The 24094-nt window shown below is 59.1% G+C and carries 26 protein-coding genes and 2 pseudogenes; 20 read left to right on the top strand and 8 right to left on the bottom strand.

Translation table 11 applies throughout. The features are described from left to right. The first annotated feature begins 1 nt into the window (after position 1). The 12 genes and pseudogenes from IGS75_RS06725 to IGS75_RS06775 form a co-directional block, all read left to right on the top strand. The gene (locus tag IGS75_RS06725; protein ID WP_237469041.1) at positions 2-214 is read left to right on the top strand and encodes a hypothetical protein; all 213 of its coding nucleotides are present in this window, start codon (positions 2-4) and stop codon (positions 212-214) included. Further along, positions 211-1272 carry a hypothetical protein gene (locus tag IGS75_RS06730; RefSeq protein ID WP_141352033.1) on the top strand — a complete coding sequence of 354 codons (1062 nt, stop codon included), beginning with the start codon at positions 211-213 and terminating at the stop codon, positions 1270-1272. Before IGS75_RS06725 ends, IGS75_RS06730 begins: the two co-directional genes overlap by 4 nt. Continuing rightward, positions 1269-1892, top strand: a complete 624-nt coding sequence (locus IGS75_RS06735) for a baseplate assembly protein (RefSeq protein WP_141352035.1) — start codon at positions 1269-1271, stop codon at positions 1890-1892. Before IGS75_RS06730 ends, IGS75_RS06735 begins: the two co-directional genes overlap by 4 nt. Next, positions 1889-2248, top strand: coding sequence for a phage tail protein (locus tag IGS75_RS06740; RefSeq protein WP_141352037.1), 360 nt, complete (start codon positions 1889-1891; stop codon positions 2246-2248). Before IGS75_RS06735 ends, IGS75_RS06740 begins: the two co-directional genes overlap by 4 nt. Positions 2249-2292: 44 nt before the next feature. Continuing rightward, a complete protein-coding gene (locus IGS75_RS06745; RefSeq protein WP_141352039.1) occupies positions 2293-3432 on the top strand; it encodes a baseplate J/gp47 family protein in 1140 nt (379 codons plus the stop codon). Positions 3433-3474: 42 nt separating this feature from the next. Beyond that, a complete protein-coding gene (locus tag IGS75_RS06750) occupies positions 3475-4713 on the top strand; it encodes a hypothetical protein (protein WP_202257985.1) in 1239 nt (412 codons plus the stop codon). 4 nt (positions 4714-4717) lie between these two features. After that, positions 4718-5404 carry a hypothetical protein gene (locus tag IGS75_RS06755; RefSeq protein WP_141352043.1) on the top strand — a complete coding sequence of 229 codons (687 nt, stop codon included), beginning with the start codon at positions 4718-4720 and terminating at the stop codon, positions 5402-5404. Then, on the top strand, positions 5404-6597 hold the full coding sequence (locus IGS75_RS06760) for a glycine-rich domain-containing protein (protein WP_237469042.1): 1194 nt from the start codon (positions 5404-5406) through the stop codon (positions 6595-6597). The genes IGS75_RS06755 and IGS75_RS06760 overlap by 1 nt, the downstream gene beginning before the upstream one ends. 154 nt (positions 6598-6751) lie before the next feature. Further along, a complete protein-coding gene (locus IGS75_RS15450) occupies positions 6752-6910 on the top strand; it encodes a hypothetical protein (RefSeq protein ID WP_228123862.1) in 159 nt (52 codons plus the stop codon). Beyond that, positions 6911-7119, top strand: a pseudogene (locus IGS75_RS06765) (IS5/IS1182 family transposase); the annotation flags it as partial. It lies immediately after the preceding gene. 119 nt (positions 7120-7238) lie between these two features. Further along, positions 7239-7996 (top strand): IS5 family transposase gene (locus tag IGS75_RS06770; RefSeq protein ID WP_202257986.1). Its coding sequence is split into 2 segments (ribosomal slippage): positions 7239-7560 and positions 7560-7996, totalling 759 coding nucleotides; the frame shifts between segments, so codons are not numbered across the junction. Between the two features lie 12 nt (positions 7997-8008). After that, positions 8009-8284, top strand: a pseudogene (locus IGS75_RS06775) (IS5/IS1182 family transposase); the annotation flags it as partial. A 419-nt stretch (positions 8285-8703) separates the two neighbouring features. On the opposite strand, the gene IGS75_RS06780 reads toward IGS75_RS06775, so the two are convergent. The 6 genes from IGS75_RS06780 to IGS75_RS06805 all read right to left on the bottom strand — a co-directional run bounded on the left by IGS75_RS06780 (position 8704) and on the right by IGS75_RS06805 (position 15310). After that, positions 8704-9522 carry a hypothetical protein gene (locus tag IGS75_RS06780; protein WP_202257988.1) on the bottom strand — a complete coding sequence of 273 codons (819 nt, stop codon included), beginning with the start codon at positions 9520-9522 and terminating at the stop codon, positions 8704-8706. 19 nt (positions 9523-9541) lie between these two features. Further along, positions 9542-10501: a hypothetical protein gene (locus tag IGS75_RS06785; RefSeq protein WP_202257990.1), complete on the bottom strand. Its 960-nt coding sequence runs from the start codon at positions 10499-10501 to the stop codon at positions 9542-9544. Beyond that, positions 10498-11427 (bottom strand): Hsp33 family molecular chaperone HslO, encoded by a 930-nt coding sequence (hslO, locus tag IGS75_RS06790; protein ID WP_202258003.1) that lies wholly within the window; start codon positions 11425-11427, stop codon positions 10498-10500. The genes IGS75_RS06785 and hslO overlap by 4 nt, the downstream gene beginning before the upstream one ends. Beyond that, on the bottom strand, positions 11427-12371 hold the full coding sequence (argF, locus tag IGS75_RS06795) for an ornithine carbamoyltransferase (RefSeq protein WP_237469043.1): 945 nt from the start codon (positions 12369-12371) through the stop codon (positions 11427-11429). The genes hslO and argF overlap by 1 nt, the downstream gene beginning before the upstream one ends. Beyond that, positions 12368-13564 carry an aspartate aminotransferase family protein gene (locus IGS75_RS06800; protein ID WP_202258005.1) on the bottom strand — a complete coding sequence of 399 codons (1197 nt, stop codon included), beginning with the start codon at positions 13562-13564 and terminating at the stop codon, positions 12368-12370. Before IGS75_RS06800 ends, argF begins: the two co-directional genes overlap by 4 nt. 168 nt (positions 13565-13732) lie before the next feature. Next, on the bottom strand, positions 13733-15310 hold the full coding sequence (locus IGS75_RS06805; protein ID WP_202256411.1) for a D-aminopeptidase: 1578 nt from the start codon (positions 15308-15310) through the stop codon (positions 13733-13735). Positions 15311-15375: 65 nt separating this feature from the next. Between IGS75_RS06805 and IGS75_RS06810 the strand changes: the two genes are divergently transcribed. The 8 genes from IGS75_RS06810 to IGS75_RS06845 all read left to right on the top strand — a co-directional run bounded on the left by IGS75_RS06810 (position 15376) and on the right by IGS75_RS06845 (position 22192). After that, on the top strand, positions 15376-15990 hold the full coding sequence (locus IGS75_RS06810; protein ID WP_141352057.1) for a regulatory protein RecX: 615 nt from the start codon (positions 15376-15378) through the stop codon (positions 15988-15990). Between the two features lie 2 nt (positions 15991-15992). Next, positions 15993-16469, top strand: a complete 477-nt coding sequence (locus IGS75_RS06815) for a CHAP domain-containing protein (RefSeq protein ID WP_141352059.1) — start codon at positions 15993-15995, stop codon at positions 16467-16469. Between the two features lie 71 nt (positions 16470-16540). Then, positions 16541-16795, top strand: coding sequence for a twin-arginine translocase TatA/TatE family subunit (locus IGS75_RS06820; RefSeq protein ID WP_141352061.1), 255 nt, complete (start codon positions 16541-16543; stop codon positions 16793-16795). Continuing rightward, complete coding sequence (locus tag IGS75_RS06825; RefSeq protein WP_141352063.1) at positions 16795-17421, top strand: methylthioribulose 1-phosphate dehydratase; 627 nt, start codon at positions 16795-16797, stop codon at positions 17419-17421. Before IGS75_RS06820 ends, IGS75_RS06825 begins: the two co-directional genes overlap by 1 nt. A gap of 2 nt (positions 17422-17423) precedes the next feature. After that, the gene (locus IGS75_RS06830; protein WP_202256412.1) at positions 17424-17969 is read left to right on the top strand and encodes a 1,2-dihydroxy-3-keto-5-methylthiopentene dioxygenase; all 546 of its coding nucleotides are present in this window, start codon (positions 17424-17426) and stop codon (positions 17967-17969) included. A gap of 9 nt (positions 17970-17978) precedes the next feature. Beyond that, positions 17979-18662 (top strand): acireductone synthase, encoded by a 684-nt coding sequence (gene mtnC, locus IGS75_RS06835; protein ID WP_202256413.1) that lies wholly within the window; start codon positions 17979-17981, stop codon positions 18660-18662. Continuing rightward, the gene (locus tag IGS75_RS06840) at positions 18659-19582 is read left to right on the top strand and encodes a bifunctional riboflavin kinase/FAD synthetase (RefSeq protein WP_202256414.1); all 924 of its coding nucleotides are present in this window, start codon (positions 18659-18661) and stop codon (positions 19580-19582) included. Before mtnC ends, IGS75_RS06840 begins: the two co-directional genes overlap by 4 nt. A gap of 210 nt (positions 19583-19792) precedes the next feature. Continuing rightward, positions 19793-22192 (top strand): TonB-dependent receptor, encoded by a 2400-nt coding sequence (locus IGS75_RS06845; protein ID WP_202256415.1) that lies wholly within the window; start codon positions 19793-19795, stop codon positions 22190-22192. On the opposite strand, the gene IGS75_RS06850 is transcribed toward IGS75_RS06845, so the two are convergent. Together IGS75_RS06850 and IGS75_RS06855 are read right to left on the bottom strand one after the other, a co-directional pair. Continuing rightward, a complete protein-coding gene (locus IGS75_RS06850; RefSeq protein ID WP_202256416.1) occupies positions 22189-22965 on the bottom strand; it encodes a tetratricopeptide repeat protein in 777 nt (258 codons plus the stop codon). The genes IGS75_RS06845 and IGS75_RS06850 overlap by 4 nt on opposite strands. Further along, complete coding sequence (locus IGS75_RS06855) at positions 22965-24020, bottom strand: TraB/GumN family protein (protein WP_237468701.1); 1056 nt, start codon at positions 24018-24020, stop codon at positions 22965-22967. The genes IGS75_RS06850 and IGS75_RS06855 overlap by 1 nt, the downstream gene beginning before the upstream one ends. Positions 24021-24094 lie beyond the last annotated feature (74 nt).

Raw genomic sequence — 24094 nt, forward strand, 5'->3', positions numbered from 1 at the left:
CATGATGCAGGATATTATTGTCAGTGCTGCGGATATTTCCCTGTTTCATGTGGCCGCGCGGGAACTTGGGAATGCTTCTCAATGGTGGAGGATTGCGCAGGTCAACGGAATGAAGGATCCGGATCTGGGATGGATTTCTGAAACTGTTATGCTCAAGGTGCCGGCGGTCGAGAGCGATTTGATATCGGGCTTGCCTGACGGAGTGTCGGAATGAGTGTCAGAAAACTGGAAGTCCAGGTTTTTTTTGATGGGCAGGTTGATCCGGTTCTGGCGCTTCTGCAGTTCGAGATTGATGCGAACCGGTATGAAGCCTGTGATGTCGCATCACTTCGTTTTGCCGTCAGGGGGCAGGCGCAGCAGGTTTTGTGGTTTGAAACGGAGCAGCCCGCTCGGAAATGGGTAATCCTTCAGATGCGCGATGCGCAGGGTGTTTCGTCTTCGTGGATTACGCTGTTTGAGGGGCAGATCGACCATATTGAATATGCGGCCGAGCATGCCGTTCTGGAAATGGAATGCCGGGATGCGTTGGCGGCGTTGATGGATCTGCGGATTCAGGATGCGTGGCTCAACCATACCCAGCAGGAATTGCTCGAAATCATGGCGCAGGCCGCAGGTTTGGATGCGGTGATTGCGCTCCCCTCTGATCAGGCGCCGCTTATGGCGGGTCAGTTCTGGCAGATCGAGCATAAGCGCGGTGCTCTCATGGGGCAGCATCGTTTTCAGACGGCCGCGGATCTTGCGTTCACCATTGCCCGGGATTCCTTTTGCGATCTTTACGCAAGTGGAGCATCTCTTGTTTGCCAGCCACTGGGCTCCTCTTCCGATGCGGGTGTGCAGGTGACAGACGTGCGGAACGCTGTTCTTGAAACCAGTGTTGCGCGGGATCTACAGCTTCTGTCTGGTGTGGTTGTGCACATGGCGTCGTGGGATTCCCGTCAGAGAAGTATGACGCAGATTTATTATGATGGCGTTTCATTTTCTCAGGATGCCCCGTCGGAAAATGCCAGTATCCATACCTTTCGTGTGCCAGGTCGTCGGCTGGACGAGTTGCAAAGGCTGGCGCGTGGTAAGCATGCACGTATTGTTGCGCATGCGTTGTCTGTGCGGATCAGGATTCCGGGTGTGCCGGGTATTGCGCCAAGAAATTACATGACTGTCGTAACGGGAAATGGAGAAAAGACCCTGGGGATTGAGCAGGTGATCTCCCGGTTTTCCGTGGAGCAGGGATTTGTTCAGCAGGTTGTTCTGAGGGATCGCGGAGGTGGGACATGAGTGATGCCCGTTTTGATGCGGCGGCCCTTCAAGGCAGGACGGCGCATACGATGTTTGGAATCGTCTCAGCTGTCGACCCCGTTAATCATGCCGTAAAGGTCCGGATCCAGCCTGAAAACGTGGAAACTGGCTGGCTTCCGGATGCTGGTGGGGTGCATGCGGGAGATCTGCGGATTGCGTGTCCGTCTTCTCTCGGCACGCATGTTGTTCTTCAGCCTGTTGAGGGAGATGGAGAGCATCTTGTTGTGACGGGATGTGTGTTTGACACGGTGGTGATGGCGCCTGTGTCTCCTCTGACGGGAGACGTCGCGCAGCCTGGCGAACTTCTGGTCAAAGGAGGGTGTGGTTATCCGCCGCTTTCCTCGTCAGGTGCTTCCGGGGCGACGTCTTCGAAGGCTGGCTGGTTGCATGTCGGACCTGTTGGTGTGGCAGTTGGTGCGGGAAATGCACGGATTGTTCTGAAGGATGGGGAAATCAGTCTTTCTGTTGCTGGGACAAACATGACTCTGACATCTTCCGGGTTGACGGTTTCGGGGGGGGATGTGCGTACGGATCAGCACTCGCTGAATGAGCATGTTCATCTGCTGGGAAGTCAGAAGACGGAAGGACCGCTTGGATGATCGCTCTTTCACATATTTTCGGGAACGATCTGGTGCTGACCTCCGGTACGCTGCAGACGGTCTCTGGCACGGAGTTGACGAGACAGAGTCTGTTGAGGCGTTTGCTGACTGTTCCCGGGAATTATATCTGGCAGCTGGATTATGGGGTGGGGCTGCCACTCATGGTCGGTCAGATCATTACACCGGAAGCGATGGAATCTGTCATCCGGGCGCAGGTTCAGGCAGATGCCGGGGTGGATTCATCACAGGCTGTAACAGTGACTGTGACGGATGAGAGCGGTGGTGTCTGCAGATGTGATGTGTCCTATGTCGATGCGGCATCCAGTCAGCAGCAGAGCCTGTCTTTTTCCTACTGAAATGATGAGAGCGGCACAGTATTGAACCGCTCCAAGAGGATGCGATGTCTCTCTCCTTACGTTCTTTCTCCACGACTGTTTCGGCAGCAGTGACAACAGCGCAGTCCTCATGTTCTCAACTGTTGGACGTTTCCATCGGATCGCCTGTGCGGGCGCTTATGGAAGGTGTCGGCGGTGTAGGATTGTGGTTGCAGTATTTGGTATTGCAGTCGTTGTTGCGGACTCGTCTGGCGACATCGACGGGGTCGGACTGTGACAGTTTCGTCAATGATTTTGGTATGATCCGTCTGCCTGGAACGCCAGCGACGGGGCTTGTGACGTTTACGTCCTTTACGGCCAACGAGCAGTCGGCGGTTGTTCCGCCGGGAGTGATCGTGCGGACTGTGGGGGGAATATCCTTTGTTGTGACGCAGGATCAGTCCTTGTCGACATGGTCCGCATCTGCCGGTGGATATGTTCGTGAAGCCGGTGCGACGACGCTGTCTGTGCCTGTTTCATGTCAGGTGGCGGGAACAGTCGGAAATGTCTCGGTCGGTGCGATCTGCCTGATGGGCACGGCGGTTTCAGGGCTGGATACCGTGACTAATACGGCTCCTTTCCTGAATGGTTCCGAACAGGAGACGGATAGTCAGCTGAGGGCACGTTTTCCGCTCTGGCTGGCGGCGAAGGCGTCTGCCAGTCGGGCCGCAGTGGGGAATGCCATTGCTAACGTACAGACGGATCTGAGTTATGCGCTCCGGGATGGTTTGGATGCGGCGGGTGTTGTGCGTAGCGGATACTTTATTGCTGTGGTCAATGACGGAAGTGGGGTGCCTTCGGATCAGCTGTTGTCGAATGTCTATGGGGTCATTGATTCTGTTCGGGCCCTGGGGGTTGGGTTTGGTGTGCAAGCGCCACAGGTTCTGACGGTGGATGTTTCCATGGATGTTGTGGTGCCGTCTTCCGTTTCGGTTCTGGCGGCGGCAAGCGCCATTCAGTCTGTCGTTTCGAAAGATATTGCCGCGATGACCGTCGGGGCCGGATATCCGTATAGTCGTCTTTCCTACCTGGCCTATGCGGGCGGGGGGATCTCCGTGACGTCAGTTCTGAATGTCCGTCTTAATGGAGGGCAGGCCGATATTCCCGCCAATGGCAATCAGGCGCTCGTGGTTGGAAGCATTCAGATCAATGTCACCCAGGGCTGAGGATCCCGAAGCTGGATCTATCGGCAGGGATGAGGAATTTTCATGGCGGTATTTAATACATATCCGAAACTCGAATCTCTGACGGGAGAAGAGGTCCTTGTTCTGGCGGATGCCAGCGGAACACGGACAGTGACGGCGACTGTAGCGCAGGTAATTGAGGCTCCTGTCAGCGTTTCGGCCAGTGGTCAATTCTATGCTGACAAGGGAGCGCAGGTAAAACGTTTTGCGGACCGGCTTCTGGTTGGTGTTGCGGCGGAAAATCCTGCTCTAAGTGACCGGGCCAGTTCTTCGGAAAATGACTGGTTGTCGGAAGCCATGGCGGCGACGTCCATTGGTCCATGGGCATTGCAGGATGCCCAGTGCGCGTCGGTTGCGCAGTTCGGTAACAGTGCGTTTGTTGCGGGGTCGCGGACGTCTGATGCGGTGATCGGCTCTTCGGTTCTGGGGTTCCAGCCAAGCTCCATCGGAGTGGCATCCTGGGGAATTTCCGACGATAAGTCCAACCCTACTACCACGACCGCCTATGCCTATTATGGTGAAGCGTGGCGAATGGCAGGGGTGAATTACCAGCCGACTTTCGGAATGGAGCTTGAGGCAGTCAACTTCGGTGGCCTTGCGGTGGGTCAATCCACCCCTTATGCGCCCAATGTCGGTGGTGGCGTATATGGAATCCAACTTGGCGCAGGTGGGGGGCAGACGTCTGGGACGTCCGATGCTGCAGCAGGAATAGTATTTGTTGCCAATCCGAACTCTTGGCAGACGGGTATCGTTTTTGGCGCTCAGTCTCTGACGGGAACGGATGGGAAGGACTCGGGATATGCGTCTGCTGTGTCGCTGGCGCGAAATCATGCTGTCGAATGGCATACGCCTGAGAGTGTTTCTGGTGTGGCAGGTGCCAATGTGGGAGCATTTGTCCGTTCCACGGTGACGGAACGCACCAGTGGCACGCGACAGGAATTTACCAATGACGGAATCCTGTTTGGTAATATCGAGGGCGAAACACTCTTCTCGATTGCCGGCATGGCCAGCCCGACCAATGCTCTTCAGGTTCAGGCGGGAGCCGGGACGCAGGCAGCGGGTCTGTATGTGCAGGAAGGGACGGGAGGTTCCGGAAACCTAGGACTTTTCCCCGCAAACGGGGGCGAAATTCAGATCACGTCGCCGGTCACGGGAGCCGGAGGTACGATGCCGACTGTGGCAGATGGTGGTTTTCTTCATATTAACGTCAATGGTGCCGATTATCGTATTCCGCTGATGAGTCCTAGCCAGGCTGGGGGATGATCGGATGGGTATTCTCTATGACGAAGGTCGGGATATTCTCCGGGCATCGGATGGAAGCATCCTTTTCGATACGGGACCGGTTCCCGGTTCGATAGATGATTTCGCAGGCCGGCTCCGGCGGCTTTTGCCCAAGGGATGGTTTCCTGCGGACCCTCAGGGGCTGGATGAGGAAGCCGCACCAGTACTGGCGGCTCTTCTGCGCGGGTTTGGCACTGTCTTGGCTGGCATCTGGCAACTGATGCTGGAGTGTTCCCCCCAGATGCGTCTTGCGACGATGAGCGGCGCGTTTCTGGACATGGCTGCGGACGATTATTTCGGTGCAAGCGGTCTGGTCCGCCAAGCTTCCGAAACAGATACTGTCTATCGCAAACGCATCAGTGCCTCGTTGTTTGCCGAACGCAACACACGTCAGGCTGTGACGAATGCGATTGTTGCGGTGACCGGTGTGCAGCCGATTATCATTGAAACCCTGAATGCTTCTGACTGCCATGCCCTTGGCTGCGCGACGACACCTGCTCTGGGTGGGGGGTACGGTTATGGTGCGGGGGGCTTGCGTTACGGCAGTCTCCAGGGTGGTCAGTTCTTTGTAGAAACACAGTTGGGAAAGGCTGCAGATCTGGCGACAGTCTGCCGCGCTGTCGATCAGACGGCGGCCATGGGCGTTACCGGCTGGATCAAGGTGAAAAATTAATGGACCGGGCAATCGTTTATGCGGGATCCATCCCGCTCGACACGGATCTTCTGCAGGCCGGGCGTTATACCAAGGCCGCTTTCGGAAACCTGGCGTCTATGCTGTACGGTCCGAATGTCATGGCTGCGTCAGGACTGGGATATTCTGCATCCTCCAGCGATCTGAGCCTCACGGTTGAGGCGGGTTCGATTCTGGCACCGGGCGTCATCGACGCCACCAGTCTGGGCGGCAATGGCGGGGGGCTTGCGGCGGATACAACGGCTCTCACATGCCAGTATATCAGCACGGAGTCGCAGATCGTTACGATTCCGGGGAGTGGAAATACCTATACTGTTTATGCAGTCTGCTCCGAGCAGGATGTTGATCCAACCGTGTTGCCGTTTTTCAATGCCAGCAATCCGTCGCAGACGCAGGCAGGAATCCAGAATGACGGTGGCGCGCTGCCCGTGCGACGGGCAGGTGTGCTTTCTCTGGTGGCCGCGGCCAATCCGCCTTCCGCTCCTTCTGGCGGATGTGTTGTGGCGCTTTACACGATTGCGGTTCCACAGGGGGCGAGCAGCCTGTCAGGTGTGACTGTTCAGCCGGGACAGGTTTTCTGGCCGACCATCCCGGAATTGGCGACCCAGGCTCTCCTCAAGGCCTGCACAGAACCCATGACGCTGGTGACAGTCAATGGCTCGGTGCCTGTTCCGGCATGGGCATCCCGAGTAGAACTGCGTGTTATTGGCGGTGGCGGCGGTGGGGCTGCTTCTCAGTCGATGACGACCGCCGGTGCGTTTTCTGGTGCCGGTGGCGGCGGTGGGGGGGATGCCTGGGGTATCTATGCCGTCAGCCCTACACAGGGGAATGGTCTGGCGATTACTGTCGGAAGTGGCGGTGGGTCCGAGCAAACGGGCGGAACCTCCCTGGTGAGTTACAACGGGCAGACGCTACTACAGGCCGAAGGTGGACAGGGCGGAGCCTTTTATTCCACGATCGGATCTGCGGGCGGTGTGGGTGGCAATGCTTCTGGCGGCACGATCTGGAACCAGAGCGGAACCTCTGGTGGGGACGGGCAGTGTAACGCCTATACGTTCTCCGGATATGGTGGGGATGGCCCCTGGGGGGGGGCGGGACGTTGTGGCAACCAGGGGGGGGCGCCTTGCAACGCGGTACGGCGCAGGCGGCGGCGGCTCCTATTCGGCGACGGCTGAGGGTGTGTCTTCCAATGGTGGGGCTGGGTATCAGGGCTGTGTGCTTTATCGTTTCCTGCCCTGAGACGGCATTATCTGCCATATCTGGTGGGCATGGTCTTGCTGAACTGTTTGACGGATTCTGCTGAAACAGGAGAGGTGTGTTGCCCCTGGCATGGCGGATGAAAGTCACGATATTGGTAATCTGGTGATCGGTTGTTTTGTGACTGATAGCGTGCAGGACGTTGTCGGTCAGTTTCTGTGTGCCGTGCAGAACAGCGGAACTCATGAAGCAGGCTCGTTTTTTTTTGATGCTGAAGAGCGGCTTGCGTGATTGAGTGGGCTTAGTGATCAGCTCGAAGCCTTTTCCCTGCATGTGGATTTTTGAAGTGTTTCGCCCTGCTCTGGAGAAGGATTTGACCTATTCAGACGGCAGTAAAGGCGGGCGACTGCCGTTTTGATCAGGTGCCGATGTTCAGGAGCCTGACGATCCAGACGCTGAACAATCTGTCCAATGAAAGGACGGAGTATCTGGCCAGAGACCATTGAAAGATTATTTGACTGCTTTGACGCGCCCCTGCGAAGCGCGGGTTATCTGCTAGGCTCAGGACCCATTGATTTGATTGTGGAAATCTGATTCAGGCTCTGCGAGGAGACTGGCAATGAGCGACCTGTTTTGGCTGACGGATGAACAGATGGATCGTCTGCGGCCCTTTTTCCCAAAGAGCCACGGCAAACCTCGCGTTGATGACCGCCGAGTGCTGAGCGGGATCATTTTCGTGAACCGCAATGGGATGCGCTGGCGTGATGCGCCACGGGAATACGGCCCCCACAAGACGCTGTACAACCGTTGGAAGCGTTGGAGCGACATGGGCGTTTTTATGCGGATGATGGATGGCCTGTCTGCCGCGAAAGCCGAGCCTCAGACCATCATGATTGATGCGACGTATCTCAAGGCGCACCGTACGGCTTCAAGCCTGCGGTTAAAAAGGGGGACCCAGGGCGCCTGATCGGCCGCACCAAAGGTGGTATGAATACCAAGCTGCATGCGGTCACCGATCAGAACGGACGACCGCTGAGCTTCTTCATGACGGCAGGACAGGTCAGCGATTATACCGGTGCCGCTGCCCTGTTGGACAGTCTTCCTGCAGCACAATGGATGCTGGCGGACCGGGGTTATGACGCCGACTGGTTCAGGGACACCCTGGAAGAGAAAGGGATCAGGCCCTGCATTCCGGGGCGAAGATCCCGCGGAAAACCAGTCAAATACGACAAACGAAAATATAAACGTCGCAACCGCATCGAGATTATGTTCGGAAGGCTCAAGGACTGGCGGCGGGTCGCAACCCGCTATGACAGATGCCCGACCGCCTTCTTCTCAGCCATCTGCCTCGCTGCAACCATCATGTTCTGGCTATGAGTCCTGAGCCTAATCTCTGGACAGATCCTGGATGTCACACTGATAGCCGCGCCAAAGCAGCGTAACACGAACACCGGGAAAGCGAATCTTCGAGAGGGACGGATCTCGCAAGTCTGGCAAGACAATTCGGCAAAGCTGTCCCACAAGGAGCGCCATGCGCGCTGGACACTGAAGTTCACCAAAGCAAAACGGCAGGATGATGGGACGATCCCGTCAACGGATCTTGCCATTCCGTTCTCTGGCTACAAATCCCATATTTCCATCGACCGGAAGTTCTGGTTCATCCAAATTGTCGGTATCATTCAGGTCACCATAAAAATCGGGCTGGCCAATATCGTCTACAACATGCGCCGCGTCCTCTGCCTGGAGCGGATCAGCGCCACAGCGCAGCTATCAAGCGGATAACAGCCCCCGATCTGTTCAGAACGCAGAGCGAAAGTGACACAAAGAACCGTCAATCAAATCGCTAAAACTAAAGATCAGAAACAAGGAACATCAACTAACGGTTCTTCGAATCCTCCATGTGGTTCCAAGAAGCCCTTTTACGAAACCGTGGCGAAACGGGCGGCCTTATGGGGGGCATAGGTTTCTCTGGATAATAGAAAATCTGGAAACGGTCGTTTTACAAAATGGGTGCACTTTTCCTAACTGAGGCCGTCGCAGTACACACAGACACGTGCTCATCACAGCATGATGAAAGGCGTAAATTAGTGCGTTTGAGTGCTGTCTGTTGAGGGAAGCTTCAGTATTCCGGGCTGTGGCGAGTGCTGGGTGGCCGGTGGGGCTGTCGCCTCGGTGTCGGATCCTGTGGGGAAAATGGCGTCCGGTACGCTCGGCGCGGCAGCGGGTGTTGTCGCTTTTTCGGACGCGGTCGATCCCGCAGTAGTTTCTGTAGCAAGTGTCGGCGTCGTCGGAGCGGGTGCTGGTGCTGTCCCAGGTGCTCCAAGCGCCTGCTGCTGGATACCGCCATTGATGAGCGGAGTTCCGGCAGCATCCGTCATCCAGGAGAGGAGTTTCTTGCGGATCTGGAATTCCAGTTCCACGTTCATGTCCTGCATCATCTCGTTGGTAAGGGTATAGAGTTCTTTGCGTGAGGTCGGATTCCGATCTCCCGCATCCAGCTTGTGGGTGATGCGTGCATGCACGAAACCGGTATGCTGGTTACCGGCATCTGCGACGTTGAGTTGTACATCCATGGCGCCGGTTATCACGTTATCGCCTGCCCGGTTTAGATAGGCCTGCTTGATGATAAAGTCGGCCTTGCCGGAGGTACCGCTGGCTACCAGACGCTGTTTTGCCATGGCCTTCAGGGCCTGATCCGGTGCAACAGGGGCTTTTGCGGATAATGAATCCGGCGCAGCGAGAGCTTCATCCTGCACGTCAATCGACGCTACGTTTAGATGGATCTGGGACAGATAGCTGTAATCGAGCGGAGGAAAGGTCTGGTTCGCATCTCCATCGGAGCATGCCGCCATGCCAAGAGACAGCACCAAAGCACTCAGACCAGTCCAGTAATGTACGCGCATATCCTGTCTCCTGAAGGCGCTACAGACGCCCGAAAAGGGACTTGAGTCGACTTTTTAGCCCCTGTCTAGATGCTTGAGGTGGAACTGCGGAAGCCGGTTGTGCCACTGGGAGCGGCGAAGGAGCTGGCGCAGCCAGTGGAGGTGGGGAATTTTCCTCCGATGGTTTCGGGCGCAGGCCGGACGCCTGTCCGACGCCAAAATCCTCGGCCCTGAAGGGCCGCGCCTCTCGGATCAGCTCTGCATGTTCGGGATGGCGCGCATACCAGCTTAGGATCATCCCAGGGATCATCGCGCCGCCCGGATCATCACTGATAAGCAGCGGGGCATCGGGATAGTAGAAAGAGGGGCGAAGGGCTGGAAGAGTGTCGTTCCAGATCAGGTAGAAAACTGTATCGGCTTCTTGAAAACGGCTGACATTCAGGGAGCCCGTCTGGAACGTGATCTGTGCCAGCAGGGGGAGCGCCGTGAAGGGCGAAGAAACGATCAGCGGGCCATTTCCGCGCTGGGCAGCCAGCAGTGCCGTTATCCGGTTGGCGCCGATTTTGCGGCCGTTCGGACATGGCAGTGCCTCGCCGCTATCTGCATGGCCTGATGGCAGAAGAAGCGTATGCGGTGCGTATCCTTCAAGCCAGGAACCGGCAAGCTCGTTCACGGCAATTTCGGGCAGGGCGTCGCAGGAGGGGCCGGTCTTGTCGGGTAGGGGAGAGCCCAGCACTCCTGATGCCAGCGGCCAGAACACCGGATCCATGGTGGTCAGAAGGCGTTTCTGCAAGGAGGGATCAAGTGCCAGAACATGGCTGGCACGATAATTTTCGCCTTCAAGCCACCAGCAGGCTCGGCGGTTGGTGTTCGTTTCAGTAAACACCACAACGCTGAAATCATTCTCTAGAGGCGCCCGGCTGAGAGGCGCCCAGCCGGGATAAAGCTGCTCGACCGGAAAGCCATTGAGCTTTGCGTCATCAAGCAGGGGTAGAGTCATGCAGAGTGTGCTCCAAGTTCATCGCGCGTGAATCTGAAACCCACATTGCAGAATTCACAGTTCATCGTGATGGCGCCATTTTCGACCATGTGGTCGAGATCGTCATCGGGGAATGTCTCCAGAACGGACGCCAGCCTTGCCCGGTTGCATCGGCAACCATACGCCAGCGCGCGTGGCGTGCCTACGCGGACGTCCAGCGTGCCGAAAAGCCGCTGGATCAGGCGCTCATTGGACAGATCCGGGTCAAGGATTTCCTGCTCGGTCACCGTTCCGGCCAGCGTGCAGGCGGTTTCCCAGGCGTCCTCATCCTGTTCGGACGCCTCGATCCCGCCTTCTGCCGCGATCCGCTCCAGAACAAGCGCCCCGGCCTTCCATCCATCGGCCGATTTCGCACAGAACAGCCGGATCCAGCAGTCATGCTGCTCGCTGGTCTGGAAATAGTTCACGGCCATGTCCGCCAGCGTCGTGCCGGTCAGATCCACGATGCCCTGATGCCGGTCCATGTCCGGCCCCTGGTCAATGGTGAACGCCATGTAGCCGTCCCCCAGAAGGCTCTTGGCCGTCTCAGGGAGGGCATCCCGGTCCACATCCTCGCGCAGACGTGCGAAGAACCGCAGATCCCCGCTGTCTGTGGCATCCGTCACTAGCATTGAAACCGGACCGTCGCCCTTGATCTGGAGGGAAAAGGCTCCCTTGAACTTCAGGGCCGACACCATGGCCGCCACGAGGGCCAGCGCCTCTCCCCCAAGCTGCGAAACCGCATCGGGATTGTCATGCCGTGACAGGATGGCATCTGCCAGAGGCCCAAGCCGCACCAGGCGTCCCCGCACCGGGGAGCGCTCCAGATAGAAGGGCGTAACGCCGCCCGAGACGACCATGTTGGGAACGTCAGGTCGGTTCGTGTCGAGGAAGGGTGGTGTATCCATCAACTGTTTTCTTTCCCAAGAGCCCAGAGCAGCAGGCCCTTCTGCGTGTGCAGGCGGTTTTCCGCCTCATCGAAGACAACGGACGCCGGGCCTTCAAAGACCTCCGGCGTCACTTCCTCTCCGATATGGGCAGGCAGGCAGTGCAGGAACAGGGCATCGGGTGCAGCTTTTGCCATCAGCGCCGTATCGACCTGATAGGGCTGGAACACCTTGAGGCGCGTTTCACGGTCTTTGTCACTCATGCTGACCCAGGTATCCGTCAGCACTGCATCCGCGCCCGTGACGGCTTCCGCGGGGTCACGGAAGATCTCGATCGTCGCACCATGGGCCCTTGCCCACGCCACGGCGTCCGGATTGGGCGCGAACCCTTCCGGCGTTGCCAGACGGACATTGAAGCCCAGCAGGGCCGCGCCTTCCATCAGGGATGTCGCGACGTTGTTGCCGTCCCCGATCCAGGCCAGCGTTTTGCCGCGGATCGGCCCGCGATGTTCCTCGAATGTCAGGACATCCGCCAGAATCTGGATCGGATGGGAGACGGGCGTCAGGCCGTTGATGACCGGAACCGAGCTCCATTCCGCCAGTTCGCGCAGATTGGCGTCATTCCCGGTCCGCAGCACTATCACGTCCAGAAAGCGCGACAGGACGCGGGCCGTGTCGGCCACCGTCTCGCCCCGGCCAAGCTGCATGTCGCCCGGCGAAAGGACTGAAACGGACCCGCCAAGCTGCCCCATCCCGACCTCGAACGACACGCGGGTGCGCGTCGAAGGCTGGGCGAGGATCAGGCCGAGGGTACGGCCTTCCAGCGGGCGATCCGGATGCAGAGGCTGACGCCGCCCGTTCTGCATGGCCTTGACCTTCGCTGAAAGGTCGATGATCTGCCTGATGATTTCGGGGCTGAAATCGCGCAGATCCAGAAAGTGCCGGGGGGATGTTGTCGCGCTCACGATACTTTCTCCTGCGCGACAGAGGCTTTCAGGGACAGGGCGGCCTTCAGCAGCCGCTCGCAGGCCTCACGGCATTCGGCTTCTGTGACGATCAGCGGCGGAACAAGACGCAGCACATTGTCCCCCGCGCCTACTGTCAGGAGTCCCTGATCCAGAACGGCCTGCATGACGTCAGCGACCGGCGGCACACAGTGCAGGCCGCGCATCAGTCCAAGACCGCGGACATTGTCGAAAACGCCTTCCGAGCGGCTGACAACGTCTTCCAGCATCTTGCCGAACGCGTCTCCGACCATGCGAACATGCTCCAGAAAGTCGGGGCTCAGGATTTCTTCCAGAACGGTAACCCCGGCTGCGCAAGCCAGCGGATTGCCGCCAAAGGTCGTCCCGTGGGAGCCCGGTGTCAGGTGTCGCGCCAGCTCTTCCGTCGCAAGAACGCCGCCAAGCGGGAAGCCACCGCCAATGCCTTTGGCCACTGAAATCACGTCCGGACGGATGCCATACCATTCATGTGCAAATAGCTTGCCCGTCCGGCCAACGCCCGTCTGGACTTCATCAAAACCCAGATACAGCCCGTATTCGTCACAGACGGCGCGCAGCCCTTCCATGAACTCGCGCGTTGCGGGCTTGATGCCGCTCTCGCCCTGAACGGGCTCGACGATGATGCCCGCCGTGTGCGGCGTAATGGCCTCACGCAGCGTGTTGGTGTTGTTGAACGGCGCATGGTCGAACCCTTCCACCACAGGGCCAAAGCCCTTCTGATAGGCGGGATTGCCCGTCGCCGAGATCATGGCGAGCGTCCGGCCGTGGAAGGCCCCGTCAAAGCACAGGATGCTGGTCCGCTCCGGATGCCCGTTCTCGAACTGGGCGCGGCGGATCATCTTGACCATGCCTTCATTGGCCTCGGCGCCCGAATTGCAGAACAGCACGGAATCCGCGAACGTATTCTGCACCAGCAGTTCCGCCAGCGCCTCCGCCTGCGGAACCCGGTACAGGTTCGAGACATGCATGACCTTCGCGGCCTGTTCCGCAATGGTTTTAACCAGTTTCGGATGGGCATGTCCCAGCGAAGTCACGGCAATGCCGGCCCCGAAATCCAGATATCGTCGCCCGTTCGTCGCCGTCAGCCAGACGCCTTCGCCCTGCTCGAAAGCGAGGTCGGCACGTTTGTAATTCGGCATCAGCGCGGGGATCATGATGGATCTCTGAATATCTGGTTGAAAACGAAACGGTTTATGCGGAATCGCAAAACCCTGCTCCGGTTGCCCGGAGCAGGGCTTCAAATTCCGCCCGTGCATAGTGAAGGGCAGAACGGGGTTCCGTCAAACCCCGGCGTGCCGGAATGTGGCGGTCAACACGGCAGATCAGACCCGCTGATACAGCAGATCCCGCGCCAGCCAGCACCCGACCCGCACTGTCGTCACGCTGCCGCCCTGCCGCTCGAATGCCAGGGTCCAGTCTCCGGGAGCCGTCTGATCGAGTGCGCGCGGGCAGGGCAGAACCCACACATCCTTTGCCAGACGCTGGAGCATTTCCATCCGTCCATCGCCCAGGATTCCCGAAAAGCCGCCATAAACCACGCCACCGGCCAGTGTGATGGTGACTTCGGCCTCGTCCAGTTCCTCGCAGCGATAGACGCCAGCCAGTTCGGCAATATCCTCGCCGGGAGTTTTGTCGCAGCGCGTGAGGATGCTCGTCCGGTTTTCGCCCGGACGTTCCACCACTATTTCCGGACCCTCCGTGGTTTCCTGCGCCTTTACGATGACCGATCCCCCTTCAGCTCGCGTTGTCGAAATCCCTTCCAGAGCCTCCGGCACCATCAGATAGCGCAGCGTTGCTCCACCGGGTGCAGGTTCGATTCGGGCCGACAGTCCCGTCTCCCGCTCCAGATAGGTCCCATATAGCGCTGTTGGAGGCTGCGTGCTGCGGTCCGGCTCATAGGGAACGCCCAGAGCCGCTGCCAGAATCTGCGCCGCCGCAACCTGTGCTGCGCTCATGTGATTGAACATTACCACGACTGACAGACGCTCGGACGCGACGTGCAGTCGATGGGAGCGCCAGCCCCGCAACGCTCCGCCATGCATCGTCACATCCTGTCCGAACATCGTGCTGCGTTGCAGGCCAAATCCATAAGGCGCGGCCTGACCGTCGCTGAACGTCACCGGCGCGGTCAAACGCCGGTACAGACTGTCCGGCGCTTCACGTGTGGCATCAATGAACCGCTCCCAGGCGATCATGTCTTCCAGAGACGCCCCAAGCCCGGCATCTCCCGTCCAGATGACATTGTTGACCGCCGGGCGGAAACCGCTCTCCACGGTTCCTTCATAGCCGACTGTCCCATCCGGCATGGCACGCGTATCGGCGGCCAGAATGGCGCGTTCCATGCCCACCGGATTGAAAATGGATGTCTGGAGCAGTTCGGCAAAGTTGCGTTCTGTCCGGTCCTGAAGAATGTCGGAAATCAGCCGGAAATTCTGGTTTACATAGGAATAGGACGTGCCGGGCTGAAACTGGAGCGTCCGAGTTCCCTCAATGACACGCCGGGCCTCGCGGTCTCCGAAATCCCCTTCGATGGGCGCGCCATGCAGCATCGCTACGGCCCAGTAATCCCGCAGGCCCGACTGGTTATGCGCCAGATGCAGCATTCCCGGCGAAGGCTCGTCGAGCTGCGGCAGCCGCGCATCCACATCCGCGTCCAGCTCCGACGGATCGTCATACAGATCCAGCAGCGTGCCGCAGGTGAACTGTTTGGTGATGGAGCACATGCGAAACAGCGTGGAAGGCGTGAACGGAATGCGCCGCTCCACATTCGCATAGCCCCACCCATGCCGGACCAGAACCTCACCGTCCTTCAGAACGGCCACAGCCCCGCCTGGGCCGGGAAAGCAGGCAGGGAGGGCGGAGATGGCCGCTTCAACGCGGGTAAAAAGTGAATCACTCATGGATGGAATGATGGCTCCAGACCGTCTTGCCGTAAATGCCTTTCACCCGGCATAATTGTCCCATCATGGAGGACAATCCCGCCCCGCCCCCCGTTCCGGATGCCGCGTCCCTGCGTGAAGCCGCGCTGGCACATCTCGCCCGCTTTGCCACGACCGAACAGGGTCTGCGTCAGATGCTGGACCGTCGTCTGCGCCGCTGGGGCGTGCGTGCGTCGCATGCCGGTCTGCCGAACGAAGATATCGAATCCGCCATTGCTGGTCTCCGCCGCGCCATCGACGGAATCGTCACGTCCATGACTGATCTGGGCGCCGTGGACGATGCTGGGTTTGCCCGCAGCCGCGCCACGAGCCTGACCCGGACCGGTCGTTCCCGCCGTGCTGTGGAAGCGCATCTCGCCAACAAGGGGGTCGATCAGGAGACTGTACGCGACGCCCTTAACGACTCGCTGGGCGAACGCTCGGACAGCACCGCACGGGAAGCGGAACTCGCGGCCGCCCTCGTTCTGGCCCGCAAACGCCGCCTCGGCCCGTTCCAGAGGCCCGACCGTGAAGACGATGATCCCCTCAGGGGGCTTGGAGTTTTCGCCCGGAACGGCTTTTCACGCGATGTTGCGCAGAGCGTGCTCGACATGGACCCCGATGAGGCAGAAGACCGCATTATCGCCTTCCGGAGTCTGTGAGCATGACATTTCGCTTCCTGCCGCTCGGCCTTCTCGTGATGCTCGCAGCCTGTGGCAACCGCTACGAATACAGCCGCGCCAGCTTTAACGGCCCGTTGCAATGCGCGCCCTATGCCCGCGAACGCACCGGGCTGAAACTGAGAGGAAGCGCGGCTTCATGGTGGGGGCAGTCCAGCGGGCGCTATGCCCACACCCATACGCCCCGTCCCGGAGAAGTACTGGTTTTCCGCGCCACGTCCCGTGTTCCGAGCGGTCATGTTTCCATCGTGCGCCGACAGGTCTCGGATCGCACGATCCTCGTCGATCACGCCAACTGGGAACCTGGACGCATTGATCGTGCCGTTCCCGTCACGGACGTCTCGGCCCGCAATGATTGGACGCTGGTCCGCGTCTGGTGGGCACCGGTTCATGGTCTGGGAAGGCGTTCCTATCCGACTTACGGCTTCATTTCCCCACGGGACAGTGACGACTCTTCCTGAGAGGAACGCTTGCACAATCGTCCAAGCCTTGCCACATGAGGGGAAGCCTTGGCTTTTCGGAGTAACACACTATGGGTAGCATGAGCCCCGTTCACTGGCTGATCCTGGCGGTCGTCCTGCTTGTCGTGTTTGGCGGTGGCGGCAAGATCAGCGGCCTGATGGGAGACTTCGCGAAGGGCATCAAGTCCTTCAAGAAGAACATGGCCGACGATGAATCTATGACTGCGACGGACGCCACGCAGGCTCCGGGTCATATCTCTCCGCCGAACCAGAATCCCGGCTACAGCCAGACGACCAGCAGCGAAACGCACCGTAACCAGGCCTGATGCAGAACCTCAAGGTTGATGAAGGTTGGGGCAATGCTTGCCGCCAGATCGTGCAGGCTGGCCAGCGGATGGACCAGCGCGGTTGGGTTCCGGCCACGGCGGGGAACCTGTCCTGTCGCCTGCCGGACGGTCGCATCGCGATCACGCGCTCAGGTGGCCACAAGGGCTTTCTGACCGATAGCGACGTCATCGAGATCACGCCGGACGGCCTGCCGGTCGATCCCGCCAATCGCGCGAGTGCGGAAACGCTGCTGCACACGCAGCTTTACGCCCATGACCCCGCGATCGGCGCCGTGCTGCATGGCCATTCCGTCGCCGCGACCATTCTTTCGATGGATGAACCGTCCGACGCGATCACACTGGCAGGCTATGAAGTTCTCAAGGTCTTCGAAGGCCAGACGACCCACGACACGAGCCTCGAACTGCCCCTGTTTCACAACGATCAGGACATCGCCCTGCTGGCCACGGTTGTTGCGCCAAAGCTCGCGGATATGCGCCTCGGCTATCTGATTCGCGGCCACGGCGTCTATGTCTGGGGCAAGGACATGTTCACGGCCCTGGCCCGCCTCGAAGGGCTTGAGTTCCTGCTGGCCTGCGAACTCGCCCGTCTGCAGAAGAAGGCCTGACCATGAGCCGCCTGACCGTTTACCGTGATGATGCTCCCGACACGATCCTGCTGGACGTCACCACGCCCGGCGAGATTGCGGAGACCCTGCGTCCCCACAACATCCGCTTCGATCGCTGGTCGGCTCCCGTTACACCGGCGCCTGATGCCCCGCCGGAAGAGGTTCTGGAGGCCTACCGCCCCTATCTGGACACGCTGATGGGCGAGACGGGCGCAGGCAGCGCGGATGTGGTGCGGATCAACGCGTCCACGCCGAACCTCCCGGAACTCCGGAAAAAGTTTCTGTCCGAACATACCCACAGCGAAGACGAAGTCCGTTTCTTCGTGCACGGGCAGGGCGCGTTCGTCCTGCATATCCTCGGGCGCGTCTATTCCGTTTTATGCACCCAAGGGGACCTGATCTCCGTTCCTGCAGGCATCCCGCACTGGTTCGACGCCGGGCCGAACCCGGACGTGGTGGCCCTGCGCGTCTTCACCGACACGACCGGCTGGATCGCGCAATATACCGGCGATGACATCGCCAACCGCTTCCCCGCTGAAGTTCCCTGAAAGTCCCCTATGATCCGTCTCGTCCTGCTTGATATCGAGGGCACAACCCTGCCGATCTCTTTCGTGCGGGACGTCATGTTCCCCTATGCGGCGAAAGCCCTTCCGGCCCTAATTCAGGACCACACGAACCCGACGGTCGTGGCGGCGCGGGCGGATATCGTCATGGAGCATCCGGGACAGGACCCGCTGAAAGTCTGTCAGGACTGGATGAAGGCGGACGTGAAGGCAGCCCCTCTCAAGACGCTTCAGGGCCTGACCTGGCGTCAGGGGTTCGAGGACGGCACCCTTCGGGCCGACCTGTATCCGGATGTGCCACCCGCTCTTAAAGCATGGTCGAAAGGCGGCCTGCGTCTGGCGGTCTACTCGTCCGGTTCTATCCCGTCGCAGAAGCTGCTGTATGGACATACGGCGCAGGGGGATCTGACGTCTCTGTTCGAGGATTTCTTTGATCTTTCGACGGGCGGCAAAAAAGACGCTGTCTCCTATGAAAAGATCACAGCTGCCGTCGGCTTGCGCGCGGACGAAATCCTGTTCCTATCCGACATCGGAGCCGAACTGGATGCGGCCCAGCAAGCAGGCATGACCGTCTGTCAGCTTGTCCGTGAGTGGGACGGCACCGTCCCCCATCCGGGCGTGGCGCAGGCTCCAGACTTGAATGCCGTCTCCGCACAGTTTGGCCTGCCTGTCGCATGAGCTTGTATACGGACTGGCGCAATCTTCCCCCTGCTGCCCGCAATACGGTCGCAGCGCTCGGCAACTTCGATGGCGTGCATCGCGGTCATGTTCACCTGCTCGACACATTGCGGATGGCCCGCCCAGATCATCCGCTGTCAGTCGTCACGTTCGACCCCCATCCCCGCATGTTGTTCCGCCCGCAGGACCCGTCGTTTCGTCTGATGCTGCCGGACGTCCGTGCCGCCGCCCTCGCGGAGCAGGGTGTAGATCATGTCTTTCAGGTCCCATTCGATGCGGAGTTTTCGCGTCTGAGCGCCGACCGGTTCGTGAACGATGTTTTGGTTAACAGCCTTGGCGTGGCGCATGTTGCATGCGGAGCAGATTTCGCGTTCGGCCATCGTCGCACCGGCAATATCGAGTGCCTTGAAACCCTTCTGGCACCTCATGGAATCGGACTGACCATCGTGCCCCAGCTTTCCGATGAAGGCGGCCCGATTTCCTCTAGTCGCATCCGTCGCCTGTTGCAGGAAGGTTATCCAGAGCGCGCCGCTGAGGAACTGGGCCGTCTCTGGAGCATCGCCGGTCCTGTCATGCACGGAGACCAGCGCGGGCGTCTTCTTGGCTTTCCAACGGCCAATATTCCCCTGACTCGACATCTCGAACCCGCGCGCGGCGTCTATGCCGTCCGCGTTACACTGCCCGATGGCCGTATCGTTCCCGGTGTCGCTAATATCGGCCGTCGTCCCACGATCAATGACGGTCGGGAAAGCCGTCTTGAAGTCCATCTCTTCGACTTCAATGAAGATCTGTACGACCAGACCCTCAGTGTTGCCCTGATCGCGCTGCTGCGTGAGGAAAAGAAATTCTCCAGTCTGGAGGAACTCAAGGCCCAGATTGCAGCGGATGCCGCGCAGGCCCGCTCTATCCTGGGCATATGACGACCTCGATTTTTCCTTTTTTCAGCGTCGTTGAATCCCCTTCTCCAGTCCAGGAAAGGGGATTTTTATTACGCATTGTTCTGTGTCATTTATGTCACGTTTGGCATAGAGAATGAGAATCTTTCGCAATGTTGCTGAATCTGTATTGAGAATTGTTCGCATTAACTCTTTAAGGGCAGCATCCGTTTTCGTTTGCAGGATCATGATCCGATGTCGTCCAGAACACCTCGTCACCCTTTGGGTCCCCTGTCCCTTGCTGCTGGTCTGACGCTCGTCTGCTCCGCCGCCCACGCACAGGACGATAGCCGGCATCATCACAAGGCCCGTCGCCACCCTGTTTCCAAAAATAACGTAGCGAACCTCCAGTCATCCAAGGTCCCTCAGCCTAAAGCTCCCACATCGGGGACTGCTCCGAAAACGGCGGACAACAGCATCGTCGCAACGCCTGAGGAAGCCGAACACCTGCAGGTCGTCGGCTCACCGATGAACACGTTGCAGACCCCCATCGGCATCGGCCGGATGCCTGAAGACGTCCTGCACACGCCGCAGACGATCAACGTTGTGCCCAAGCTCCTGATGGAACAGCAGAACGTCAAATCTCTCGACGAGGCCCTCCGCAACGTGCCGGGCATTACAGCATCGGTCGGGGAGGGCGAGGGTGGTATGGCAGGCGACCAGTTCTTGATCCGTGGCTTTCAGGCCCAGAACGACATCTACGAGAACGGCCTGCGCGATTTCGGCGTCTATACCCGTGACAGCTTTGATTACGATCATGTCACGGTCATCAAAGGGCCGTCCTCGGAAGTCTTCGGCAATGGGACGACGGGTGGCGCCATCAACATCAGCACCAAGGTCGCGCATCTCGGGGACAGCTATGGCGGCAGCTTCTCGGGCGGGTCTGCGGATTATTATCGCGGCACGCTCGATTTCAACAAACAGATCGGGGATTCCACGGCCATCCGCATCACCGGCATGGGCAACGAGAACAATACCGTCGGCCGGGATAATGTTTTCTCCCATCGTTGGGGGATTGCCCCGTCCATCGCTTTCGGTCTGGGCAAACGTACGACCTTCACGCTGGAATATTTCCACCAGACGGATAACCGTGTGCCGGATTATGGTGTGCCGGTCGTCACCAAGCCGGGGACAAGCATTGCGAAGCCACTTACGGAGTATGGTCTGAACCGCAATAACTGGTACGGCACAACGTATGATCAGGATGCATCGAATGTGGACATGCTGACGGCACGCCTGAAATTCGACCTGAACAAGAACATCACGTTCTACAACGATGCTCGCGGTGGCATGTACAGTCGGTACTTCTCCGCGTCACAGCCAGGCTGTGATACGACCTGCGCCGCTAATTATTTCACTGATCCTGAAGCGGCGACCATCAATCGTCGTGGTCATCTTGGCGGTCCGGAGCCCTATCAGCAGAACGACTGGTCCGTGCAGGACGTGTTCTCGGGCATTGCGAAATTCTCGACTGGCAGCATTCGTCACCAGATGATCGCCGGTGTCGATATCTCGCACGTTTATGATCGTCGCACGAACTATGCGTATAATTTTAATGGCCAGAACGGCACGAAAGCAGACACGACGAGCCTGCTGCACCCATCCGCCACCCAGCCCGGTCTTCTGCTCGGGACGCTTGGCCAGTATAGTGGTAATCTCGTAAACATATCCGGTGTTGGTCATGCCATGTACAAGACGGGCGATGCCACCGATGTTGGTGCGTTCTTCTCTGAACAGATGTGGCTGGTACCCTGGTTCTCGATCCGTGGCGGCTTTCGCTGGGATCACTGGGACAGTCATTATTCCGCTAATGGGGGCACGGCCGGTGCCGGCGTGTCTTACGGACAGACGCAGGACACGTTCAATCCGACCGTCAGCCTGATGTATACGCCGACCAGCAATGCCATGGTCTATTTCAACTGGGCGCAGTCCACCACGCCGCTCGGCCTGTATGTGACGAACAGCTCCGAACCCCTGAAATCATCCACGCAGGGTTTCAGCCCCGAGCGCAGCAGTCTTTACGAACTGGGTGCGAAGTATAGCGCTTTTCATGGCCGCATGGGGTTTGCGGCCTCCGTATTCCGGCTGGAGAAGGGTAACGCCCTCATGACCGATCCTACAACGGGGAATGTGTCATCTTCCAGCGACCGCCAGCGCAATCAGGGCGTCGAACTCAGCGTCTCGGGCGAGATCCTCAAGAACTGGACCATGATCGGCACTTACGCTTATTACGACGCCACCACTGTCTGGTCTCAGACCGCTGCCAATATCGGCAAGCGTATTCAGTACGCTCCGAAGAATTCGGCTACGATCTGGTCCACCTACACGATCGCGCCCAACCGCCCCTGGAACGTCACGTTCGGCGGCGGCCTGACATGGCGCGATGGAGTTTACCTGAATGCCGCGAATACGGGCTGGGTGCCTGCGACCGTGGAATGGGATGCCGTGGTGTCGCATAATTTCGGCAAGCACTGGCGCGTGGCCATGAACGGCTACAACCTCGACAACCGCCTGAACTACAGCAACCTGTTCAGCGACCGCGCTACCCCGGCGGTCGGGCGTTCTTTCCTCTTCAATCTTTCGGCGAATTACTAAGTCGAAACGCCCCCGCCTGAAGGAGAAATTCCCATCCCCTTCAGGCGTTCGCGGACCCGCTCCAGCAGGGCCGCATCACCTTGCGGCCCCAGCACCGTGAGCTTCTGGTCCATCGCCAGCAGGATGTCGGATGTCGCATCCACAACTGCCTGACGCCACCAGTCCAGTGCCTCTTCGGTTTTTCCGGCGTCTACTAGAGCTGTCGCATAATTGTGCTGCCCTCGGTAATCGCCGCCTTCGGCCGATTTCCGGTACCAGTCCAGCGCCGCTGCCCGGTCCTGTGGTACGACCCAGCCTTCTTCCAGAAACCGCGCATAGAGATTCATGGATTTCGCATGACCGTGACCAGCTGCCGTGCGGAACAGATCCAGCGCGCGCGGCAGATCCGCGTTCATGCCGATCCCCCGCATGGTCATGATGCCCAGATTGTAACGACCCCATTCGTCGCCCGCGGTGGCGGCGGCCTCATAACAACGCGCGGCCTGCTGAAGGTCCTTCCTGCAGCCCCAGCCGAACTGGAAACACCGACCACGCATGTTGTGTCCCGGGCCGAACCCGGCATCTGCCGCGATCGTGAACCAGTCCAGAGCGGCTACCGGATCACGCGGGATATACACGCTGTCCAGCAGAACCTGTCCCCATTGCACGATCTGAAGGTGCTGCCCTTTGAGTGCGCCCTGTCGGATTTCCTCGATTTGCGGCGGCAGGACAGGGGGCGCAGGTCGACGCGTGGACGCTCTGCGGCTTAGGAATTTCTGAACGATCCGTTTCATCAGAGTGCGGGTACGATCTGTTGGACCTCGAACCCGTACTTGCGGAGCAGGCTGGGCAGCCCTTTCTGTCCCGCCATGTGCAGGGATCCTACGGCCGCGAACAGCGATGTGCCGCTCTCATGGATATTCTCGATTTTTTGCGCCATTCCGACATTCCTATCATCCAGGAGCCGCGTCATGAAGCGCCGTTCTTGCGCGGTATTCAGGCAGTCGCACCAATCCGGATAATGATCCAGCCGTTTTACGTCGCTCGATGCCCACATCTCCGCCAGACGTTGGTTCTCGGCCTGCGTCTTGCCGGAAGACACGCCCTTGATGATGTCATCAACAAACGCATCTTCATCCGCTTGATCTGGTCCAATCAGCAGGTCCCGCTGCATTTGCACTGTCTCCAGCCCGATCAGGGGCTTTTTCAGACTGCCTGCCATGCCTTGCAGAACGCTATCCACGGCATAATCCGGATAATATCCGTCCTGCCGTGAGGCTAGGGATTCTATGCCTGCCGCTTCCACGCCAACCGCCACATGTGCGAATGCTGCGCTGGGCACACATTGCTGATCCATAAGTGCATCTACTTTCGCCTTGCGCCCCGACTGGACGAGATGCGCCCATCGGGCGGGGTCTTCCGGCTGGCGTAGCGTGGTGACCATGTCCGGGGTGTTCAGATCAAGCTCAAGGGCGACCTCGCTGCTGTGCAGGATCGCGGCGCGTGTTAGTGGACCGGGTAGCAGCCAGTCTTGTTTCGCCACATGCAACGTCCCATACAGCCAAGAAGAGTGACCGTCTTTCGTCACTTTCCACAGGAAGCCCCTGTCCGGTGCCGTCTGGAACATCTGTGCCATCCGGGCCTTATCCGGCACGCTTGCCGGAGCCGGACAACGGGGAGACTGCGCGTGTGCGGCCATGTCGAACCCCGCACAGACGCCCAGAACGGCTCCTGCAACAGACTGGAAGAGACGAAGTGCGTTCACGGTTCTGCCTTCTGAAAAAGCGCCATATCCCGCATCATCCGCTAGCCTCGCTGTCCCGGCAACCGCTTTGAGGCGGCCCTGCATTGCTGCCGCCCTCAACCCTGGACTTGACCGGATTGGCTCCCGATCTCCATATGGTCCCCCTTAGTGTGAATGAC

Origin of the sequence: Gluconobacter sphaericus (assembly GCF_016757795.1) — a bacterium.
GTDB classification, from domain to species: domain Bacteria; phylum Pseudomonadota; class Alphaproteobacteria; order Acetobacterales; family Acetobacteraceae; genus Gluconobacter; species Gluconobacter sphaericus.

Excerpts from the sequence above, each read along its gene's own strand:
- IGS75_RS06725 (WP_237469041.1), top strand. The coding sequence starts at position 2 with ATGATGCAGGATATTATTGTCAGTGCTGCGGATATTTCCCTGTTTCAT.
- IGS75_RS06730 (WP_141352033.1), top strand. The coding sequence starts at position 211 with ATGAGTGTCAGAAAACTGGAAGTCCAGGTTTTTTTTGATGGGCAGGTT.
- IGS75_RS06735 (WP_141352035.1), top strand. The coding sequence starts at position 1,269 with ATGAGTGATGCCCGTTTTGATGCGGCGGCCCTTCAAGGCAGGACGGCG.
- IGS75_RS06740 (WP_141352037.1), top strand. The coding sequence starts at position 1,889 with ATGATCGCTCTTTCACATATTTTCGGGAACGATCTGGTGCTGACCTCC.
- IGS75_RS06745 (WP_141352039.1), top strand. The coding sequence starts at position 2,293 with ATGTCTCTCTCCTTACGTTCTTTCTCCACGACTGTTTCGGCAGCAGTG.
- IGS75_RS06750 (WP_202257985.1), top strand. The coding sequence starts at position 3,475 with ATGGCGGTATTTAATACATATCCGAAACTCGAATCTCTGACGGGAGAA.
- IGS75_RS06755 (WP_141352043.1), top strand. The coding sequence starts at position 4,718 with ATGGGTATTCTCTATGACGAAGGTCGGGATATTCTCCGGGCATCGGAT.
- IGS75_RS06760 (WP_237469042.1), top strand. The coding sequence starts at position 5,404 with ATGGACCGGGCAATCGTTTATGCGGGATCCATCCCGCTCGACACGGAT.
- IGS75_RS15450 (WP_228123862.1), top strand. The coding sequence starts at position 6,752 with ATGGCGGATGAAAGTCACGATATTGGTAATCTGGTGATCGGTTGTTTT.
- IGS75_RS06780 (WP_202257988.1), bottom strand. The coding sequence starts at position 9,522 with ATGCGCGTACATTACTGGACTGGTCTGAGTGCTTTGGTGCTGTCTCTT.
- IGS75_RS06785 (WP_202257990.1), bottom strand. The coding sequence starts at position 10,501 with ATGACTCTACCCCTGCTTGATGACGCAAAGCTCAATGGCTTTCCGGTC.
- hslO (WP_202258003.1), bottom strand. The coding sequence starts at position 11,427 with ATGGATACACCACCCTTCCTCGACACGAACCGACCTGACGTTCCCAAC.
- IGS75_RS06800 (WP_202258005.1), bottom strand. The coding sequence starts at position 13,564 with ATGATCCCCGCGCTGATGCCGAATTACAAACGTGCCGACCTCGCTTTC.
- IGS75_RS06805 (WP_202256411.1), bottom strand. The coding sequence starts at position 15,310 with ATGAGTGATTCACTTTTTACCCGCGTTGAAGCGGCCATCTCCGCCCTC.
- IGS75_RS06810 (WP_141352057.1), top strand. The coding sequence starts at position 15,376 with ATGGAGGACAATCCCGCCCCGCCCCCCGTTCCGGATGCCGCGTCCCTG.
- IGS75_RS06815 (WP_141352059.1), top strand. The coding sequence starts at position 15,993 with ATGACATTTCGCTTCCTGCCGCTCGGCCTTCTCGTGATGCTCGCAGCC.
- IGS75_RS06820 (WP_141352061.1), top strand. The coding sequence starts at position 16,541 with ATGGGTAGCATGAGCCCCGTTCACTGGCTGATCCTGGCGGTCGTCCTG.
- IGS75_RS06825 (WP_141352063.1), top strand. The coding sequence starts at position 16,795 with ATGCAGAACCTCAAGGTTGATGAAGGTTGGGGCAATGCTTGCCGCCAG.
- IGS75_RS06830 (WP_202256412.1), top strand. The coding sequence starts at position 17,424 with ATGAGCCGCCTGACCGTTTACCGTGATGATGCTCCCGACACGATCCTG.
- mtnC (WP_202256413.1), top strand. The coding sequence starts at position 17,979 with ATGATCCGTCTCGTCCTGCTTGATATCGAGGGCACAACCCTGCCGATC.
- IGS75_RS06840 (WP_202256414.1), top strand. The coding sequence starts at position 18,659 with ATGAGCTTGTATACGGACTGGCGCAATCTTCCCCCTGCTGCCCGCAAT.
- IGS75_RS06845 (WP_202256415.1), top strand. The coding sequence starts at position 19,793 with ATGTCGTCCAGAACACCTCGTCACCCTTTGGGTCCCCTGTCCCTTGCT.
- IGS75_RS06850 (WP_202256416.1), bottom strand. The coding sequence starts at position 22,965 with ATGAAACGGATCGTTCAGAAATTCCTAAGCCGCAGAGCGTCCACGCGT.
- IGS75_RS06855 (WP_237468701.1), bottom strand. The coding sequence starts at position 24,020 with ATGCAGGGCCGCCTCAAAGCGGTTGCCGGGACAGCGAGGCTAGCGGAT.